The 19,665-nt window shown below is 43.5% G+C and carries 17 protein-coding genes; 9 read left to right on the forward strand and 8 right to left on the reverse strand.

Annotation, left to right across the window (positions count from 1 at the left end):
• Positions 1 to 131 precede the first annotated feature (131 nt).
• The gene (locus tag ACTXGO_RS03195) at positions 132 to 2,006 is read right to left on the reverse strand and encodes a SurA N-terminal domain-containing protein (RefSeq protein ID WP_317199746.1); all 1,875 of its coding nucleotides are present in this window, start codon (positions 2,004 to 2,006) and stop codon (positions 132 to 134) included.
• Between the two features lie 262 nt (positions 2,007 to 2,268).
• Positions 2,269 to 2,541, reverse strand: a complete 273-nt coding sequence (locus ACTXGO_RS03200; protein ID WP_317199745.1) for an HU family DNA-binding protein — start codon at positions 2,539 to 2,541, stop codon at positions 2,269 to 2,271.
• Positions 2,542 to 3,222: 681 nt separating this feature from the next.
• On the opposite strand from ACTXGO_RS03200, the gene ACTXGO_RS03205 reads away from it, so the two are divergent.
• The 8 genes from ACTXGO_RS03205 (at position 3,223) to fdx (ending at position 10,256) form a co-directional block, all read left to right on the forward strand.
• Complete coding sequence (locus ACTXGO_RS03205; protein ID WP_443573338.1) at positions 3,223 to 3,867, forward strand: hypothetical protein; 645 nt, start codon at positions 3,223 to 3,225, stop codon at positions 3,865 to 3,867.
• A gap of 476 nt (positions 3,868 to 4,343) precedes the next feature.
• The gene (locus ACTXGO_RS03210; protein ID WP_317199743.1) at positions 4,344 to 4,853 is read left to right on the forward strand and encodes an Rrf2 family transcriptional regulator; all 510 of its coding nucleotides are present in this window, start codon (positions 4,344 to 4,346) and stop codon (positions 4,851 to 4,853) included.
• Entirely contained in the window at positions 4,850 to 6,067 is a 1,218-nt protein-coding gene (locus ACTXGO_RS03215) for an IscS subfamily cysteine desulfurase (RefSeq protein WP_443573340.1), read from the forward strand. The genes ACTXGO_RS03210 and ACTXGO_RS03215 overlap by 4 nt, the downstream gene beginning before the upstream one ends.
• A 129-nt stretch (positions 6,068 to 6,196) precedes the next feature.
• Entirely contained in the window at positions 6,197 to 6,601 is a 405-nt protein-coding gene (iscU, locus tag ACTXGO_RS03220) for a Fe-S cluster assembly scaffold IscU (RefSeq protein WP_317199741.1), read from the forward strand.
• Between the two features lie 173 nt (positions 6,602 to 6,774).
• Positions 6,775 to 7,095, forward strand: a complete 321-nt coding sequence (gene iscA, locus ACTXGO_RS03225) for an iron-sulfur cluster assembly protein IscA (protein ID WP_317199740.1) — start codon at positions 6,775 to 6,777, stop codon at positions 7,093 to 7,095.
• A gap of 124 nt (positions 7,096 to 7,219) precedes the next feature.
• A complete protein-coding gene (hscB, locus tag ACTXGO_RS03230) occupies positions 7,220 to 7,819 on the forward strand; it encodes a Fe-S protein assembly co-chaperone HscB (protein WP_443573341.1) in 600 nt (199 codons plus the stop codon).
• A gap of 128 nt (positions 7,820 to 7,947) precedes the next feature.
• The gene (hscA, locus tag ACTXGO_RS03235; RefSeq protein WP_443541487.1) at positions 7,948 to 9,825 is read left to right on the forward strand and encodes a Fe-S protein assembly chaperone HscA; all 1,878 of its coding nucleotides are present in this window, start codon (positions 7,948 to 7,950) and stop codon (positions 9,823 to 9,825) included.
• A gap of 92 nt (positions 9,826 to 9,917) precedes the next feature.
• Positions 9,918 to 10,256, forward strand: a complete 339-nt coding sequence (fdx, locus tag ACTXGO_RS03240; protein ID WP_317199853.1) for an ISC system 2Fe-2S type ferredoxin — start codon at positions 9,918 to 9,920, stop codon at positions 10,254 to 10,256.
• A 62-nt stretch (positions 10,257 to 10,318) separates the two neighbouring features.
• Here the strand turns inward: fdx and ACTXGO_RS03245 are convergent, their stop codons facing one another.
• The 5 genes from ACTXGO_RS03245 to ACTXGO_RS03265 form a co-directional block, all read right to left on the reverse strand.
• A complete protein-coding gene (locus ACTXGO_RS03245) occupies positions 10,319 to 11,698 on the reverse strand; it encodes an adenylate/guanylate cyclase domain-containing protein (RefSeq protein ID WP_435950720.1) in 1,380 nt (459 codons plus the stop codon).
• A 315-nt stretch (positions 11,699 to 12,013) separates the two neighbouring features.
• Positions 12,014 to 12,445, reverse strand: coding sequence for an HIT family protein (locus tag ACTXGO_RS03250; RefSeq protein ID WP_317199736.1), 432 nt, complete (start codon positions 12,443 to 12,445; stop codon positions 12,014 to 12,016).
• Between the two features lie 116 nt (positions 12,446 to 12,561).
• Positions 12,562 to 16,272 carry a transcription-repair coupling factor gene (mfd, locus tag ACTXGO_RS03255; protein WP_443573345.1) on the reverse strand — a complete coding sequence of 1,237 codons (3,711 nt, stop codon included), beginning with the start codon at positions 16,270 to 16,272 and terminating at the stop codon, positions 12,562 to 12,564.
• A gap of 244 nt (positions 16,273 to 16,516) precedes the next feature.
• Positions 16,517 to 17,032: a ribonuclease E activity regulator RraA gene (gene rraA / locus ACTXGO_RS03260; protein WP_435951025.1), complete on the reverse strand. Its 516-nt coding sequence runs from the start codon at positions 17,030 to 17,032 to the stop codon at positions 16,517 to 16,519.
• Positions 17,033 to 17,109: 77 nt separating this feature from the next.
• A complete protein-coding gene (locus ACTXGO_RS03265) occupies positions 17,110 to 17,817 on the reverse strand; it encodes an NAD-dependent epimerase/dehydratase family protein (RefSeq protein WP_443573343.1) in 708 nt (235 codons plus the stop codon).
• A gap of 559 nt (positions 17,818 to 18,376) precedes the next feature.
• Here ACTXGO_RS03265 and rpsT point away from each other — a divergent pair.
• The gene (gene rpsT / locus ACTXGO_RS03270) at positions 18,377 to 18,643 is read left to right on the forward strand and encodes a 30S ribosomal protein S20 (protein WP_317199734.1); all 267 of its coding nucleotides are present in this window, start codon (positions 18,377 to 18,379) and stop codon (positions 18,641 to 18,643) included.
• 128 nt (positions 18,644 to 18,771) lie between these two features.
• Here the strand turns inward: rpsT and ACTXGO_RS03275 are convergent, their stop codons facing one another.
• Positions 18,772 to 19,509: a histidine phosphatase family protein gene (locus tag ACTXGO_RS03275; protein WP_435951024.1), complete on the reverse strand. Its 738-nt coding sequence runs from the start codon at positions 19,507 to 19,509 to the stop codon at positions 18,772 to 18,774.
• Between the last annotated feature and the right edge of the window lie 156 nt (positions 19,510 to 19,665).

Below are 19,665 nucleotides of genomic sequence, written 5' to 3' on the forward strand. Positions count from 1 at the left end.
TCATTGATGCGCTTGTCGATTATTAATGCATTTACCTACATCAAAACCTTGAAGATAAAAAAAGCCACTATACTTATAGTGGCTTTTTTTTATCTTATATTTGACACTGTAGTGTCAAACTTGCTTGCTAATTAACGCTCTTGAGCACTTGCCATATTGGACTCATTAATCTCAACGCTATATATCAAACGCAGGTAATCTAAGTAGTCTTGCAACTGATCTTGTCCCAAATTATCACGAATAATCCGTGCCGTTTGCGCCTTCTCGCTCGCAGATAGCTGCGATTGCTGCTCAGTTTTGATACGGTCGCCGGCGATAACACTAGCGCCTATCTCAGTTGCACCCGCTACAGCCACGACGCCATTATCATCCGCTTGCTGACTAAAGGCCATACCGCGCTCTTTTTCAGTTAATTGCGTGGTCTGACGATTGACATCACCTAGTGCTTGAAAACTCACCACTTGGTTATTGATATCTGCTAGCGTCTTAATGTTTGCAGCGACTTGCTTAGCTTGCTTAAGTGCCAGCTCAGTGGCTTTTTCTTGACGCAGTAGTTGGGTGATTTGCGGCGTTGCAGCAGCGAGCGACAAGGTTTTAGTCGGGCGATAATTACTTGGCTGCGCCCATACCGTTCCATTACCAACCTCAATACCTGAGGTCACTGCTTGATCTTGAATAGTAAACTCATCAAAAGCGGCTTTGATGACCGCAGGCTGCGCTAACACTGAAGTATTATTGTCCCTGCGGTAGTCTTTTAAACGTTTTAAGGCGACGTTCTCTTGCTGAGCGATATCTTCGATACTAAAGCCATCAGCTGCCAAATCATTAATGGCAGTGACTTTATCAGCATAGATCTCTTGACGCTTATACTCTCTTGCCTTTGCCGTTAGCTCCTCGCGCATACTCTCAAGCGTAGGCACTTGAGGGCCATTATCTTCGGTTATGGTAAATATCTGATAACCAAAACTGGTTTTGACAGGGGGCGTAGTGTCACCAACGCTCAGACCTTCTAGTGCCTGTTCAACCGCTTGGGCGTCACTACCAAATACAGAAGGATTAAAGCTACCAATAGCGCCGCCTGTGGCTCCCGTTGGGTCATCGGATTCTGTTTGCGCCAGTTTTGCAAAGGCCTCACCATTAGCCAAACGCTTTGCAACCTTGTCAGCGCGCGCCTTAGCATTATCACCGCTTATTAGTATCTGACTGATTTGACGCTCATCAACAACCGCCATTTCTTGCTTGTAGCCTTCATACTGCTGCTGCAACTCTTCATCGGTAATGTCAGTGACGTTAATGGTCTGCGGGCTTAATTGAATATAAGCCAAATCAACCATCGCCACACTTTTTAGCGCCTCTTTATTGGCGTTGTAGTAGCCCTCTATATCGCTTTTGGTAAGCTTGACTTGGTCAGCAAAGTCCTGCCAGTTAAAGCGATGCAACCAGATATTACGCGACTCCAATTGCAAGTCTATTAATTGATTGACCGCTTTTATGGGATAGATGGCTGTACCAACGATACTCGCATTTAATTGATCAAGGCTTAACTGATTACGAAACTCCGCAAACAGTTGATCTTTGGTCATACCGCGCTGACGCAAAAAGTTTGAAAACTGATCGTTTGAGAAGTTACCCTCAGCATCCAAAAAGATGTCTTCTTGGCGCAGTAAACGATTGATAGTATCATCAGACACCGTCATACCAAGCTTGCCAGCTTGCTGCTCTAAAAGCGTACGGTCAATCAGACCGCGCAGTACTTGCTCATGCAAGACATCTTCGTTAAGTAAGCTTGCATCATCTAGCTGATCTAGTATCTCACTGCGACGATTGTTGACCGCCGTTTGATACTCAGACAAGCCCACACTCGCCTCACCCACTTGAGCGATTTGATTGGGATCAACGGAGCCGCCAAAATAGCTTTCGATACCCAAAAGCGCAAGCGGCGATAAGCACAAAATTAATAAAATGCGACCTGGCCAGGTTTTCAAAAAATCGCGCAACTTATCCATAGTTATCTCTGTGTTATGAATGAAGAACCATTGTGATAGGACAAGGACATACTATAGCGAGCAATGGCAAAATAATAGAGGTTAATATAAAAAGGTAATCAATAACGAGCGAATCTGAGCATCATTGTGCTAGTTGAGACCGCGCGCCCTATAATACGTGATTTTTAAGATAGACTCAAAATATTACGCGCTAAAAGGGTTGACCCACAAAAAAAGCACCTATAAAAGGTGCTTAATTAGAACTATTTTATACGCGTAAATCTTAGTTTAAACGCTCTTTTAAGTTTTTACCTGCTTTAAAGCTTGGTACTTTGCTCGCAGGAATCTGTAGCTCATCGCCAGTCTTTGGGTTACGACCTGTACGTGCTTTGCGATCTTTGACACTAAAGGTACCAAAGCCTACTAGTGAGATACTATCACCAGCTTCTAAAGCGCTACCGATGCTTTCCATAACGGCGTTTAGGGCATCACCAGCTTGAGTTTTATTTAGACCACTTTTTTCGGCGATACTATCAATCAATTCTGACTTATTCATAAAAGTTCCTTCAAGTTTAGGGAGTATAATAAAACGCTAACGTCAGGCATTGTATCGCTCTCACTTCGTTTTAGCAACGAACTCATGCTATTTGAGTAGCAATATTATCTGACTTACGTAATAACAGGTTACGCTTTGCTAGCATCTTTATAGCAAGGGTGTTAAACGAGCGCAAGTCATTTTACATTTTTTTGCGCTCTATACTACGTATTAGCCACTTATCATTACGCAAAACGCCTGTATTTGTTTGTTGGCATACAAAAAGCGGCATTTACTTGTAGTTCTACTCGTAGCCTCTCAAACCTAATTTTTACGATAAATCACATCTTTATACTAAAGACTCCTAGTACAAGTGGGCTAAGTTGTAGAAACTTACGTTACTTTTTAAAATAAAAACGGTACTATAAGCGTTGCACAGCACTCAAGAATTACTGCGCGGTACTTATAAATGTGGTACTTATAAATATAGTCTCAATAGCACAGTGCTTATTAATCTTAGCACTTAAGAAACTTAGTACTTATTAAACTTAGTACTTATTAAACTTAGTACTTGATAAGCCTAGTACTAAAAAGGCACTGCACTTAGAAAAAACTGTACTTAAAAACAGCAGTACTCAAGACGCATAGCATTCAAGCTGTATTGACTACCCTTAACTCGTTGCCCCAAACTGGACTACTTACATGAAGCGTTCTACTTTATCTCACTCTTTTCTTAATGTCGTTTTGGTTTTTGTCGAGTCATCCCTGACTTTGCTACTACGTTTAGATCCAGAGCTGCGAAAAGCCGCTTATCCGCTAGCTAAGCAAGAGACTGTCGTTTGCCTGCGCTTGTATCTGCCTCATGTTGAAGTCTACGCCACCTTTAGTAGTAAAGGGGTACTACTCGATGCCAATCTTCCTGTAGGACGTACTGAGCCTGATGTCATCATCAATGCTTATAGCGTGCAGGTTATCAACGCTATCACTACTCATGATAGTGCTACTACCGACAAACTACAGATGCGCGGTGAAGCGGTACAAGTCAAACTGGTCAAACAGTTTATTATGCAACTGGGGCTTGGTAGCTTGATTCAAAGCCTGATCAAGAAATTTAAAGGCGATAAGAGTAAATCGAAGCCAAACGAGACAGAGCTTGATAAAAAAAGAGACGATTACAAGTTACGTATCAAAGAGCAGCAGACGCAAATTAATACTTTAACGATTAAAAATCGTGAGCTTGAAACGACCGCAAAAGAGCTACAGAGTAAGCAAAAGACACTGACGATTGCCACTGTTGTTGCTGCTATTATCGCTGTCATCTCGCTTGTCGCTTTGTTTATGAATTAATGTATAAAACTCAGAGCCGATAATGTATTGCTTGTCATGTCACTGTTTTGATGTCATTGTTTGCCACCTCACTACCCTGTTCTTTATCCTATAGTTATTACTTGCTACAGGCGCCTGCAAGCACATCACATAAAAGGTATCTAATTTTTAGATACCTTTTTTTGCTATAAGGTCTTTAATAGGCATCATTTTTAACACGCGCTATTGGTGCTAGCTTTGCAGATATTTAGACTTAATAGGTATCATTGTTTTTTTAAATAGCCGTGATAAATACAATTAACGCATTAACCACATTTCAATCTTGACTAAATTAGTCGGGATTAAGTATAATAGCTTTACCGTCACCAACCTATAGCTTGTTGCTGTCGTTAGATGACGGTGATATATCTTAGATGATAGCGCTTAGGAGCAAACATGGCGTAATAGGTTTAAGACTATGAATAGATTTTGACAACGACATGGATTGGAGATGACTTATGCGTTTGACTACTCGAGGCAGATACGCGGTAACTGCGCTATTAGATTTGGCATTACAGGCGAGTCAACAGGACAGCGCAGTATCTTTATCAGATATTGCCAAGCGTCAATCTATCTCCATCTCCTACCTTGAGCAGTTGTTCTCCAAACTTCGTAAGCAAGGTCTTGTAACAAGTATACGCGGCGCATCAGGAGGTTATTATCTAGCCAAACCGCTTGATGAGATTGATGTCATGAGCATTATATCAGCAGTCGATGAGTCCGTAAATGCTATGCAATGTGAGGGACGCGGCGACTGTCAAGGCGGTAGCATGTGTCTTACTCATGACCTATGGTGCGCTTTATCTAACCATATTGAGCAGTACTTGAAAAATATAACTTTAGCGCAATTATTAGACATGAAGAACGTAAAATCAGTATCAGAGCGTCAGAACAACGCAAGCAATGACAACATTATACAAGATATCAATACTATTACTTTATCGATTAGCGAGGCCAATCCAGCATGAATCAACTTATCTATTTAGACTACGCTGCTACAACGCCAGTTGCCAGACCTGTGGCCACTAAAATGAGTGAATACCTCACTGTTGACGGTGTCTTTGGTAACCCAGCATCACGCTCGCACGGCTATGGTTGGCAGGCTGAGGAAGCTGTTGAGACTGCTCGTAGCCAAGTTGCTGAAGTCATTAACGCTGATCCGCGTGAGATTGTCTTTACCTCAGGTGCTACAGAATCTGATAACTTAGCCATTAAAGGTGTTGCTCATTTTTATCATTCTCGTGGTAAGCACATTATCACTAGTAAGATTGAGCACAAAGCAGTCCTCGATACTTGCCGTGAGCTTGAGCAAGAAGGCTTTGAGATTACTTATCTTGAGCCGCAAAAAAGCACTGGCCTTATCTTGCCAGAGCAAGTTAAAGAAGCGCTACGTGATGATACTATCTTGGTCTCTTTGATGGTGGTAAACAACGAGCTTGGCACCGTTACTGATATCGACGCTATTGGCGAGATTACCCGCGCAGCTGGCGTTATTTTCCATGTCGATGCCGCCCAAGCAATTGGTAAAGTCAAGATTGACGCACAAGCGACTAAGTTTGACCTTATGAGCTTTTCAGGCCACAAAGCTTATGGCCCCAAAGGTATCGGCGCTTTGTTTGTACGCCGTAAGCCTCGTATTCGTCTAAAAGCAGAACAGCACGGCGGTGGTCATGAGCGCGGTATGCGTTCAGGTACCTTACCGACGCATCAGATCGTAGGTTTAGGTGCAGCCTTTAGCTTAGCTGAAGAAAAACGTGAAGAAGATCGCGCTCATGCCTCCCATCTGCGTCAAAAGCTATGGGATGGCTTGCAAGATATCGAAGAGATCTATCTTAACGGCGACTTAGAGCATAGCGTTCCTAATATTGTCAATATTAGCTTTAACTTTGTTGAAGGCGAGTCGCTTATGATGTCGCTTAAAGACTTGGCTGTCTCATCAGGTTCAGCCTGTACTTCAGCAACCCTTGAGCCTTCATATGTTCTACGCGCTATCGGTCGCCCTGATGAGCTTGCTCACAGCTCAATCCGTTTTAGCTTTGGTCGTTATACTACCGAAGAGGACATCGATAGAGTGATTAAGCAGATGCACGAAGCCGTTGATAAGCTACGCGCCCTATCGCCACTTTGGGATATGTATCAAGAAGGCGTTGATTTGGATTCGGTCGAATGGGCTGAGCATTAATCTCAAAAACATTATTAAATTATAAATACACACATTACGTTTGACCCCAATTATCGATGAGTCAGTTGCTTTTTAAAATTAGCTTGAAGTTAATAAATACTTACTCATCATCTAACCAGGAGAAAACTCATGGCCTATAGCGACCAAGTTATTGATCATTACGAAAACCCACGCAACGTCGGCAATTTAGATAAAGACGCCAAAAATGTTGGTACTGGCATGGTCGGTGCTCCAGCTTGTGGTGATGTTATGCGCTTGCAAATTCAAGTTGATGATAATGGTATCATTGAAGATGCGCGTTTTAAAACTTACGGCTGCGGTTCAGCAATTGCTTCAAGCTCGCTCGTCACCGAGTGGCTCAAGGGCAAAAGCCTTGATCAAGCAGGCGAGATCAAAAACAATGATATCGCACAAGAGCTTGCTCTACCGCCTGTGAAAGTGCATTGCTCAGTACTTGCTGAAGACGCTATCAAAGCGGCAATCAGCGACTATAAAGGTAAGCATGGCGCGGCTACTGAAGAAGTAGCCAGCTAGGTTGTTGATCCTTTACTGTAGACATAATCGTATTTCAGCATTTGAGTAGCCCAGGTGCTACTCAAGTTGCAAGTAAAAAAGGTGACAATTACGCTTATGCCATTGTCACCTTTTACTTTATATCAAAAGATAGTTTGTGTACTACCGATTACTAACTGTTAATAGGAGTTGTCATGATAGAGATGACAGAACGCGCTGCCAAACATGTTCGGGATTTTTTGGATAATCGCGGCAAGGGTGAAGGCATTCGAGTCGGTATTCGTACGGCGGGCTGCTCAGGCTTGGCCTACGTTTTGGAATTTGTCGATACTCCAGATGAGAACGACACGCGTTATGAAAGCCTTGGCGTGAGTATTTTTATTGATCCAAAAAGTCTCGTTTATTTAGATGGCTTACTTATGGACTACGAAAAAGAAGGCCTAAATGAGGGTTTTAAATTTAGTAATCCCAACCAAAAAGGCGAATGCGGCTGCGGTGAGTCCTTTACGGTTTAAAATGGCTTAATATTAATATAACTGTGACTGCATTTTTTTTGTAGCCGTATACATGTTGGACCTTTATATAATAAAACTTACTATTAAAAAATAGAAATCAAAAACTAGAAATTAGGCATCCTGTATGACAGATAGCACTAAAGAGACCAGTATAAAAATTAGTGAAGAAGTAAGGTTTGATACCTTTTTTGCTTTATTTGAGCAGCCAGTTACCTTTAACATTGCACAAGAGGACTTAGATCAGCGTTTGCGAGTGCTGCAAAAACGTTATCATCCTGATAATGCAGATAAAGATAATGCTAGCGACGCCAAGCGACATTCAGAGCGTACTTCAGCGCTTATCAATCAAGCCTACCAAACTTTGAGTATAGCAGATAGCCGCGCAAGCTACTTACTTGATATACAAGGTCAAGCGATTACCCTTGAGCAATCTATTGCAGATTTGGACTTTTTAGATGATGCTATGGATTTGCGCATTAATCTGGACGACGCTATAGAATCTAATAATCAAGCGGCGTTACAACAGATGCATCCACAAATCACTCAACGCATAGCGGTGCAGTCTGAGAGGTTCAGTGGTGCTTATGAGCAGCAAAACTGGGAACAGGCAATTGATGCCACACAAAAACTTAAGTTTTTGGTGAAACTAGAAGCAGACGTCAAATCTGGCCTGGATGCTGTCGCTAGCAGTGCTCAATCTGACGATGATGATCTATACGTATAGTACGTTTTGGTTTGATATCATTATTTAAATACTATTATTCCTATTAAGTTAGCAGTCATAATCCCGTATAATCTAGCGCACCTATTCGCCTTTCATTTATTCATTTTATATTAGATCTGAGTTGTCCTATGTCTTTAATGCAAATCGCCGAACCCAATCAAAGCGCTCAACCACACCAGCATCGTTTCGGTATTGGTATAGATTTGGGGACGACGCGATCTTTAGTCGCTGTTGTACGCTCAGGTAAGGCGCAAGTATTGGAGGCAAGCGATAGCGTGGATAATTTACTGCCTTCTGTTGTCTATTATCCCGCTGATGGCGCGCCGCAAGTTGGCACGCAAGCACTAGCACATCTAGCAGATGATCCTCAAAATACGATAATCTCCGCCAAACGCTTTATGGGTCGTAGTCAAGCCGACATCAAATTCTCACATCCTTATAAACTAACAGGTCAAGCGGATGCGATGCCAGCTTTTGTTACTGCTCAAGGCGAGGTGTCCCCTGTTGAGGTCTCAGCGCGTATTTTGATGGCGCTTGAGAAGCGTGCTAACAGCGCACTGCCTATCGATAGTATTGAAGGCGCAGTCATCACTGTACCCGCCTACTTTGATGAAGCGCAGCGTCAAGCAACTAAGGATGCTGCGCAGGCTGCTGGTATTAATGTGCTTAGACTACTTAATGAACCAACAGCTGCTGCAGTTGCTTACGGCTTAGATGAGCCCACCCAAGACAATACAGCGCGCTATTATCTTATCTATGATTTAGGCGGCGGCACCTTTGATGTTTCTATCTTAAAGCTCACTGATGGTGTGTTTGAAGTACTGGCGACTGGTGGTAATAGTGCCCTTGGTGGCGACGATATTGATCGTCTATTGACCAATTGGCTTATCAAACAGATGAATATTCTGTCCGCTGATGTTAGCTTGCATGATAAATCTATACTCGCGCAAGAGGCCAAAGCGTACAAACAGCTACTGAGCGCACAAGAGCAAGTTGATATCTCACTTTCTATTAATGGTCAGTCCTTTGATGGCGTATTGACACGCGGCGATCTATTAGCTATCGCTGATCCAGTTAACCGCCGTACGCTCAGCGTTTGCGAGCAGGTATTACGTGATGCCAAATTGACCATTCAAGACCTTGATGAGGTAATATTGGTCGGTGGCTCTACTCGCATGCCAGCGGTACAGCAAGTCGTTGCTAAGTTTTTTGATACAGAGCCTCTATCTAGTCTCAATCCTGATGAGGTCGTCGCGTTGGGCGCGGCGCAAACCGCGCATCAACTGGTCAATGGTAATAGCGATAACAATCTACTATTGCTCGATGTCACGCCGCTCTCATTAGGCCTTGAAACCATGGGCGGCTTGGTTGAAGTATTGATACCACGCAATACCCCTATTCCTGTCAAAAAACGTCAAGTATTTACCACTTATCAAGATGGTCAAAACGGCATGGTGATCCATGTGGTCCAAGGTGAGCGTGAAACGGTTGACAACTGCCGCTCGCTGGGTCGTTTTGAGCTGTATGGTATCCCGCCTATGAAAGCAGGTTTTGCACGTATTGAGGTGACCTTTAGTATCGATGCTAATGGTCAGCTTACGGTAAGTGCACAAGAGACTACGACCAAGACTGAGAGTCAGATTGAGATCAAACCGACTTATGGGCTCTCAGATGAGCAAAAAGAGCAGCTATTGACCGCAGGCTTCAAGCATGCTGAAGAAGACAAACAAGCGCGCTCAATGATAGAGACTAAAGTTGAAGCTGAGCGTGAACTGTTAGCACTGCAATCAGCGCTCAATGAGTTCGCAGCCTTGTTGACAGCTGAGGCCCAAGAGCAACTTGCAACTCATATGCAAGCTTTGCAAACAGCGCTTACGAGCACTGATTTGACAGATATAGAAGCTAAGCAGGCGGCTCTTAAACCGCATAGTGATGCTTTTGCCGCTCTTATCATGAACCAGAGTGTCAAAACCAGTATGGCAGGAACCAGCGCTCAGGACTGGTAATAGCGGTACACGTAAAATTTTTAGTAGTATTAATGCAAATTAATTCTTTGAATACCAATCCTTTGAACACCTTAGTAGCGGATATCCATGTTATGCCAAAAATTACAGTACTTCCCCATTTTGAAACTTGCCCAGAAGGCGCTGAAGTTGAGCTCAAAACTGGCGACAACTTATGTAAAGCGCTTTTAGAAAAAGGCATCAAAATTGAGCATGCTTGCGAGATGTCAAAAGCCTGTACAACCTGTCATGTGGTAGTACGTAAAGGTTTTGATAGTTTGGATGAGATGGATGATATCGAGGCGGACTTATTAGATCGCGCTTGGGGACTTGAGCCTGACTCACGCCTATCTTGTCAGGTAATGCTAGAGGATGAAGATCTAACGATTGAGATTCCCAAATACACGCTCAACCATGCCAAAGAAAATCACTGATGTGTATAAGCATCCTGTCGAACAACAAAGCCAGTTATAACTTCTAACTGGCTTTTTTTGGTTTAAGATTTAGGGTTTTTTTCCTCTTCTTGAATACGCTCAAGCGCTAGTCTTAAACGGCGTCTAATATCCTTGTAATCATCGTCTTTAATATCTTTAAAGTTTAAATGCAGATTAAATCCTGGCAACGTATGATCGACCCATTTGGACAAACGACCATTATTAACATCAGGGTCTAGTACTTGCCATGCACTCACCTTGTCATCAAAACCTTTTAAATCATAGTCACCTGCAAACTGGCACTCATAGTCATGACAGATATAGTCATAAGTGTTTTGACTGATTAAAATCTCGCCTTTATTCGCGCTAAGCTCGAGCCTTGAGGCTAAGTTGGCCTCTTTGCCTATTAAAGTGTAACTCAAGCGGCTACTACTGCCAAAGTTACCCACATGACAGTAGCCTGTTGTGATACCAATACGTATATCAAGGCCATCAAACCCCATCAAGCGCCACCTTTGCCGCAGCGAGCGCATCTCGCGGCGCATATCTACTGCCATCGCTACGCAGTCCAAAGCATCTTGGCGCGTGCCGCGGCTATCAGGCTCACCAAAGAAGCACACCATACCATCGCCGATAAACTTATCAAGTACCGCGCCATGTTTGCTTGCAATGAGCGTCATGCAATGCATATAGGTATTTAAGATATCTGCTAGATTGTCAGCGCTTAGACTGTCTGACAATTCAGTGAATCCTGCAATGTCAGAGAACATGATAGATAGCTTGACGCGCTTGTTTGAAACGCTAACGGGACTATCTGTTTTTACAATAGGTTGCCAGATTTGCGGCGGTACAAAACGGGTGAGTTTATTAATCACTGAGACCATAGTGGTCAGTCGTTTGCTAGACTGATTGACATCGGTTTCAAACTTTACATACTGCTGATAAATGTGTCGAAACTGAAAAAGTATGGTTATGATGCTCACCAATAGTATCACAGGAGGCAACCAGCTTCTGGCGCAATCCATACCAGCGCCGTTCAATATCACGCTGACATAATAAAAAATGACAATGGTGACAATAGATACCATAGCAAGCTTAAGCTGATTGTCAGCTTGACTCACTATAATACGTGCACCAATGAGTAAGGCTAAACTTAACGAGATGATAGTACAGAGCTGAACAGAACCTATGACCACTGAGAGTAAAATGACCGTAAGATTAGAGGTCCAAAAACTAGTTTGGCGTCGATAGTTATAGATAACAATCAATAAAGTGGGCAGGCTGACCACTACGAGTAATGCCATAGAGGTCGGACTAAATTCAAAGTACAAAGCAATGAGCGCGACACTGAGTAATAGGACAAACAATTCTGGATAATCAAACTGATAGATACCGTCATCTTTTGCTAAAGTTGGCGGTCTTAACACATCCAAGATTGCCATAATCATCGCCTATTTTAAACTCAACAAGAATAGATTCAGCACTTTGCTTAGTTCTTAACAATAATCAGAACGCTTTTTGTAAAAAACTAAGCAAAGCCCTTCATTATAAGAGAATAGTTATGCAAAAGGTATACCATTAATCATCAAAAAACCTCCAATCATTACCTAATACAGAGATTATCTGTATAAATAACAAAAGGAGGCTGCTTAATTCTTTCAAACTATCAAATACTTAATGCTTAATGCTTGGTACTTGGTGTTTGATACTTAATGTTTAGTACTTAGTGTTTAATACTGAGTCGTCAAAGCTAAAATCTACATTTGCCAATCAAAAGGCATCTGATGATGACCACGTAGCGCCATCATCAAAGTCTGCTGCATCTGCGACATAACCTCGTTAGTATAAGGAACCGCAGGTACACCCCACACAGGATTTGGCCACTGCATATCGTTTTGATAGCGCACAATATGATGAAAATGTAGCTGCGGAACTTGATTGCCAAGTGCCGCTACATTCATTTTGTCCGCCTGAAAGGTCTTTGCCAGCTGACTAGATAACCAACTGGACTCACGCAAAAACTGCGCTTGGTCAGCATCAGATAGCTCATACAATTCTTTGATACCCGTCACTCGCGGCACCAAAATGAGCCAAGGAAATTGGCAGTCGTTGATTAGACGGCATGTTGACAATGGAAAATCGCCTACCAAAAAACTATCAGCAGCAAGCTTAGGATGCAGTTGGAACATAAGGACGGTTTCTCTCAATTAAAAAGCAAAATACAATCTAGCTATTTTATCAGGTATCCTGTCGATAAAATAGCCGTACGGGCGAGCAATTTGACTAGGCCTTATTTGCTCAGTCATTATGCAGCGTCAGCGACTAGATGCTCGCTGAAGTACTGAAGCAGCTCTTGTACCGCTGTTACGCGCTGCTGCGGCGTTTCAAGCTTATCGGCATTTTGATAGCGAATGCCAGAGGCACCATTCATACGGTAGTGCTTGTTATTGGACTGGATCAGTTTGATAATCGCCAGCGCATCGACTGGCGTATCTGGCGCAAACTCCAATGTCATACTGCTAGTGCTCGCATCGATTTTATTGATCATCAGCGGCTCAGCTTGTATGCGTAGTCTATGAACCGCAAACAGCTGCTTGGTTTGATCTGGCAAAACACCAAAACGATCTATCATCTCGGTACGGATATCAGTCAAGGCATCCTTGTCATCGGCGTTGCTAATACGCTTATAAAACAACAAGCGCTGATGCACATCATGTAAGTATTCTTCTGGTATCAGCGCTGAGGCGTGCAGATTAATCTCACTGGTCAAGGACAGCGGCGTACTCAAATCAGGCTCTTTGCCCGCTTTAATGGCTTTGGTCGCGCGCTCTAGCATATCCATGTAGAGGCTAAATCCTATGGCTTGCATATTACCGCTTTGCTGCTTGCCAAGTATTTCGCCTGCTCCTCGAATCTCCAAATCTTCGCTGGCAAGCATAAAGCCTGCCCCCAAAGTATTAGCGCGCTCAATAGCATGTAGGCGGCGTTTAGCATCGCCTTTAAGACCCTTTATAGAAGGGACTAGCAAATAACAGTAAGCTTGATGATGGCTACGGCCAACGCGTCCTCGCAGCTGATGCAGCTGCGCTAAACCAAACTTATCCGCGCGCTCAATGATAATCGTATTGGCATTAGGCACATCAATGCCAGTTTCGATAATAGTTGAGCAGATTAATACGTTAAACTTTTTGTGATAAAACTGCTGCATGACCTGCTCAAGTTGACGCTCTTGCATCTGACCATGGGCGACGCCCACACGTGCCTCTGGCACCAGCTCACGTACGGTCTCAGCCATACGCTCGATACTTGCCACGTCATTATGCAGCAGATATACTTGCCCGCCGCGCAGTAGTTCACGCAAAATGGCCTCTTTCATTAGCGAGTCAGTCTTTTGCATGACAAAGGTTTTAATCGCTAGCCTTCGTGCAGGCGGCGTGGCGATAATTGACATATCGCGCATACCTGAGAGCGCCATATTAAGCGTACGAGGAATAGGCGTGGCGGTCATCGACATACTATCGACATCGGTCTGAATGGCTTTGATACGCTCCTTATGGCGCACGCCAAAGCGGTGCTCTTCATCGACGATCATTAGACCTAAATTTGAGAACTTAACATCAGGTTGCAACAATTTGTGCGTACCGATGACGATATCAACTTTGCCCGCGGCCAGATCAGCGAGTACCGTATCTTGATGTTTTTTGCCGCCAAAACGTGAGAGCGTCTCTATGCGCACCGGCCAATCAGCGAAGCGATCACGGAAATTATCTTCATGCTGACCTGCCAGCAGTGTCGTTGGTACTAAAACAGCCACCTGATAGCCTGCACTAACCGCAATGAAGGCTGCGCGCATAGCGACTTCAGTCTTACCAAAACCAACGTCGCCGCAGATGAGACGATCCATAGGCTGATTTTGTCTCATATCTTCCATAACGGCGTGAATAGCATTGGCCTGATCAGGCGTCTCCTCAAAAGCGAACTGACTGGCAAACAGCTCATACTGTGAGGGATCTATCTTGAAGTGAATTCCAACTTTGGCCTCGCGGCGAGCTTGCATATTAAGTAGCTCAGCTGCCACGTCATGAATCTGCTCAAGCGCTTTTTGTTTGGCACGATCCCATTTGCCACTGCCGATCTTGTGCAAAGGCGCAAGCGCAGGATCGCCACCACTATAGCGGTTGATCATTTGTAAGTTAGCCACGGGCACATAGATACTGGCATCATCAGCATATTTTAGATGAATAAACTCTTGCTCGCCGTCACCAACGTCCAGTGTAATTAAGCCGTTGTAGCGACCAATACCATGCTCGATATGGACAACCGGACTACCTTCAGTGATTTCAGTGACGCTCTTAACCAAAAACTCTTCTGATACGCCGCTTTGTCTGCGGCGACGAGTTTGTAGCACTTGTCTACCAAACAGTTGCGTCTCACTGATCAGTACCAACCGCTCAGGCACATAAACGCCGCGCTCAATAGGCGCAACCGTCAGCCCAACTTGCGGGCGTATGCCCTTGTTTGAGGTATCGCTCAGCGTATCTGCTGCCAAAAAATCTGCAAAGCTGTCATAGGCTTTGATATCGATCTTGCCTTTAAACAGCTCGATTAAAATTTCACGACGACCTGCGGTCTCAGCGACAATAAGCACTGGCGTATTGGTTTGTATTTGCAAGTCTAAGAACGCTAATAGCTCCGCTAAAGGCTCAGCCTTTTGATGATTAACAGGTAATTGCGGCGGTACTTGGGCGCTCAAGGTAGTAACGCCTTTTTGTTTGCTAGGTAATTGATCTGATCGAGTATCGCTACCATTAGTATTATTTATCGCGCTATTACTCGATGTTGCCAGCTCATCCCGAGCGCTCATAATCACTCTAGGGTAGTGATTGAGATGCTCGTTTAATGCATTAGATAACAAATATAGCAGCTCAGGCGCTACGATTGGCTTGTCGATATCATGACGACGCTCCTCATAACGACGCTGAATCTGTGACCAGTAATCTGCTTGCTTCTCGTTAATGAACTCATCAGTAATAAACAGAGCGTCTTTTGGAAAGTAAGAAAATAAACTACTTTGCTCTTGCCAGTCTTTTATATCAAAAAATAGCGGCTGATAATATTCTAGTCCACTACTAGCAATACCTGCCATTACGTCTTTGTGTAGCTCAAACTTACGGCTGCTAGTGTTTGGGAACATTGCGGCAAAATTAGTACGAAAAGTCTCGCGACCTTCATCGAGCGGAAACTCTTTTGCAGGGAGTATTTGAAACTGGGTAATAGGTTTTGAGATATCTGGCAACTTGTGCAGCAGCGATAACGACTCTTGAGCCATACTAGTATCGTTGCCGCTAATCATAGCTTTGAGATCATCAGGCGTCAGCGTACGCTGGGTTTGTGGATGGAAAAAGCGAATGGTCTCAATCTCATCATCGAACAGATCAAGGCGTAGTGGGAATGGCTGCCCCATAGCAAAGATATCTATGATGCTGCCGCGTACCGCAAACTCACCTGGCTCAAAGACATTATCGACCGCGCGGTAGCCGGCCTTAGCTAATAGTTCACGCTGAGTGTTGATATCAAATTGATCGCCAACGCTAAGATCAAAATGCTGACCGATAAGCCAGCTTGGCGGCGCTACTCGGTGCATCAACGCCTGTACGGATATTAGCAGCACACCTGATGTCGGCATATCTGTTAATAAATTGATGCGCTCACTGACGATATCTTGATGCGGCGATAGCTCATCATAGGTTAGCGTCTCCCAGTCAGGAAATACGTAAGCATCAACGCCGCAAAATGCCAGCTCAGTTTCTATCTGATTGAGCTGGTTTTGGTCGCGCGTCACCACGACCTTTAATCGATCTGTCAGCTCCCATAGCTCTGATGTTACAAGACTTGCCAGCCACAAGCTACCGACAGCACCATAAGTTGGCGCAAGCCAACGCTTTTGAGCATTATCGATAGGAAATAGGTGTTGATTAATAGGAGCAAACGCGTCAGTCAAAGCAGTGATAGGCATAGCAGATGAGATCAAGGTTAGGAGTCAGAATACCATTATACGAATATTTTGCTCATTGACCAAAATGTATGCCGTAACGGTTTGTCACTAAGTTTATCACTCAGACAGTTAGTCAGTGCTTGTTACGCATTAGATCTTATAATACGACTCTAAATGCTGTCTTAATACAAGCAAAAACCCCAGCGAATAAGCTGGGGCTAAAAACAGAGACTGACAAAATGTAAAAACTAGTATTTTAGACGTATCAAATGAGCGGCTTGTCACTAGCGATAATGCCATTGTTGTCAGCGTAGACATACATACCAGAGTTAAGGGTCAAATCACCAAAGCGAATCTCTATATCGGTTTGACCTTCATCACGGCGTGTGGATTTGCGTGGTATGCAGCCTAGTGCCATCACCCCTATCTCCATCTGCGCCATATCATCGACATCACGGACGCAGCCGTAGACCACAACCCCAGCCCAGCCATTATCAATAGCAGATTGTGCAATCATGTCTCCTAGCAGAGCGCAGCGCATAGACCCGCCACCATCAACGACAAGTACTTTACCTTCGCCGTTTTTATCCTTGCCATCACTATTAAGGAGCGCCTTAACGCGGCTATTATCCTCAAAGCACTTAACGGTCACTATTTCACCGCAAAACTTGTCTTTGCCGCCAAAACTATAAAAAGATTTGCCTTCGATATTAGGCAGACAAACTTGCGACTCAGGATTGGCATCTAATAGATCACAGGTGACAAAATCCTCTTTGGTCATAGCTTGAGACTCTGACATGATAAAACTCCTTTTATGTTAATTTAATTATAGTGCTTAGGCTATTTATTGATACTCATTTAAGATTTAACTCGTGTCATTGAGAGCATGGCTTTGTTTTCAATAATCGTCGTCTTAGGAGCGTCTTTAGTATGATAATCGCTAAATTTGCGCCGCTCATATATCTCTTGCGCGCTCATCGTCATCGCGTTGGCCACCCGCTTGGCTGATATAGGATGCAGAGGCAGAGACTCAGATACCAAAGGCGATATCAGACCAAATACTGTTTGGCTAATACTTTCTAAAGGACGACCTTTGTGCTTGCCAAGCAGCAATGAGGGGCGAAAAATAACCAGCTCTGTAAAGCCAAGAGCACTGATGGAATGCTCAGTCTCACCCTTGACTCGATTATATAAAAATCGGCTGTCGACATCAGCATTCATTGATGATAGTAAAAAGAAGTTCTCGACGCCTTTATCCAAGCAAAGCTGCGCAAAACAGACGTTGTAATCATGATCGACCTTATGAAAAGCTTCATCACTGCCCGCCTGTTTTTTGGTAGTGCCAAGGCAGCTAAAAGCATCCGTCGTTTTGTCAACGCCAACACTGGCAAAAACCTCACTTAAATTATCAAAATCATTGACCTGATAAAAATGCATACTGGCATTGATGTAACGCGGCGGACGCCGTGCAATGACGATGAGCTTGTCGTACAACTCACTAAGCTGCTTAACTAGATGCTGTCCAACCAGCCCAGTTGCCCCTATTATAATGGCTTTTCGCTGCATACTTTATCCAACTTTATTGTATTTGTATGATTAAAACTTAATTCTTACTAAAGTAGCCGCTACTACTAAATCGATCTCATATAAAAAACCAAACTTTGTATGTTCTACAAATTAAAACTAGGTTCTTTGACCTGCAGTAAATACAAAATAGCTTCTAATGTAACAATACCTACTAAGGCAATAATACCTAATAAAGTAATAATACCTAAGTTAGCGGATAACTGATGCCGTTATATTCATTATATTGTAAGAGATTTTGTCTATAACGCCCTAATACTTGCTGAATGATTGCTGCAAATGTATGTAAGGTACTACTCGCAAGTCATCTTTACCCAATAGCGTGCAAATATATTGTTCTAAGCGCAATAATTTGTTAAGATAACCGGCTTTACACGTCAAGGCTGTCTAATTATTCCAGATGTCTTTGACGTTTTAGATGACCTATTTATTTGGCATCGACATCATGTTTGATGAGACGGCTGCTCGTCAATGATGACAACCAAATCCATAATCGCAATCGACATTCATTTTTTATCTGTCTTTTACCAAGGAGATACGCGTGGCTAATACTGCACAAGCTCGTAAACGCGCTCGTCAAAACACCAAACGTCGCCAACATTCAGCATCACAGCGCTCAATGGTTCGTACTTATCTAAAACGCATTGATGCTGCTATCGAAGCTAAAGATTATGATGCTGCTACCGAAGCTTACAAGCAAGCGGTACCTGTTCTTGATCGTATGGCTGACAAAGGTATCATTCATAAGAACAAAGCGGCTCGTCGTAAGAGTCGTTTGAACAAGACTATCAAAGGCCTGCAAGCTTAAGAATAGCTCTGTTTAGAGCATTTTATTACGACTCATGTAAAATAAAATGCTCAATAAAAAACCTTGTCTTTGCGACAAGGTTTTTTTGTGGCTCTTAGTTGATCGTTTATGGTCAGTAGCGGCTTTCTTTAGCGCCAGGTGACATCTGGCGGTAGCAGTAGCTTATCTTGAGAGAATCCTGAGGTTGAATAACTCTCCAGTAAACTAATAATAGAGCGACTATAAATCTCCCCGCGCCAAACAAAATGCGCATGAGCCTTGTCAAAGGGCGCATCATCGAACCACAAAAACACCCCTTCCATCATCTTGGGCCAATCATTCCAGTCAATCTCATTCATATCTAGCATGACTGCTAAAAATGCTGATAGTAGTGTGTCATGACTCACAGCTAGCATCAGATGACCTTCTTTCGGCTGATGCTGATAAAACAGCGACAAGATATCCAGCCCGCCTTGATAAGCGTTTTTGGTGCCTTGTAGACTGCCTTGCAAAAATCGATTGATAAAGTTTAAAACGCCCACTTCTTTGAACACTTTACTTGCGATCTCAGGCTGGGTCACTAGGCTGCCTGGCTCAACGAGCAAGGATTGATGGATAATACTACGCTGCAGCCCTGCACCCTCTTGCATTAACTGCGCGGTATCAATGCAGCGCCCGATAGGACTTGAGATACTATCAACATCAAGTGAGTAAGGGAGATGACTATCAAGCCAGCGACCCCATGACTTTGCAAGCACGCGGCCTTTGGGCGTCAAGGGCAACTGATCACTAGCAAATCCATTACCATCAGAGCGCGCACGCAATGAGTGACGAGTAAACAGTATCAAACGCTTATCTTTGGGTAATAGGCTGACCGAGGACATCATACTATCAGGCAGATGTGAAGGCGCAGGCGTGCTTGGCTTATAAACCTCCCTATCGGCAGCTGTAAGATCGGACTTAATATTATCGTAACTTTTATTCATGGTTATAAGCCTAGCAAATTTGCGCGCTAATGTGGAAATTTAGATTTTAAGTGAATA

This window comes from Psychrobacter sp. T6-1 (genome assembly GCF_052258445.1).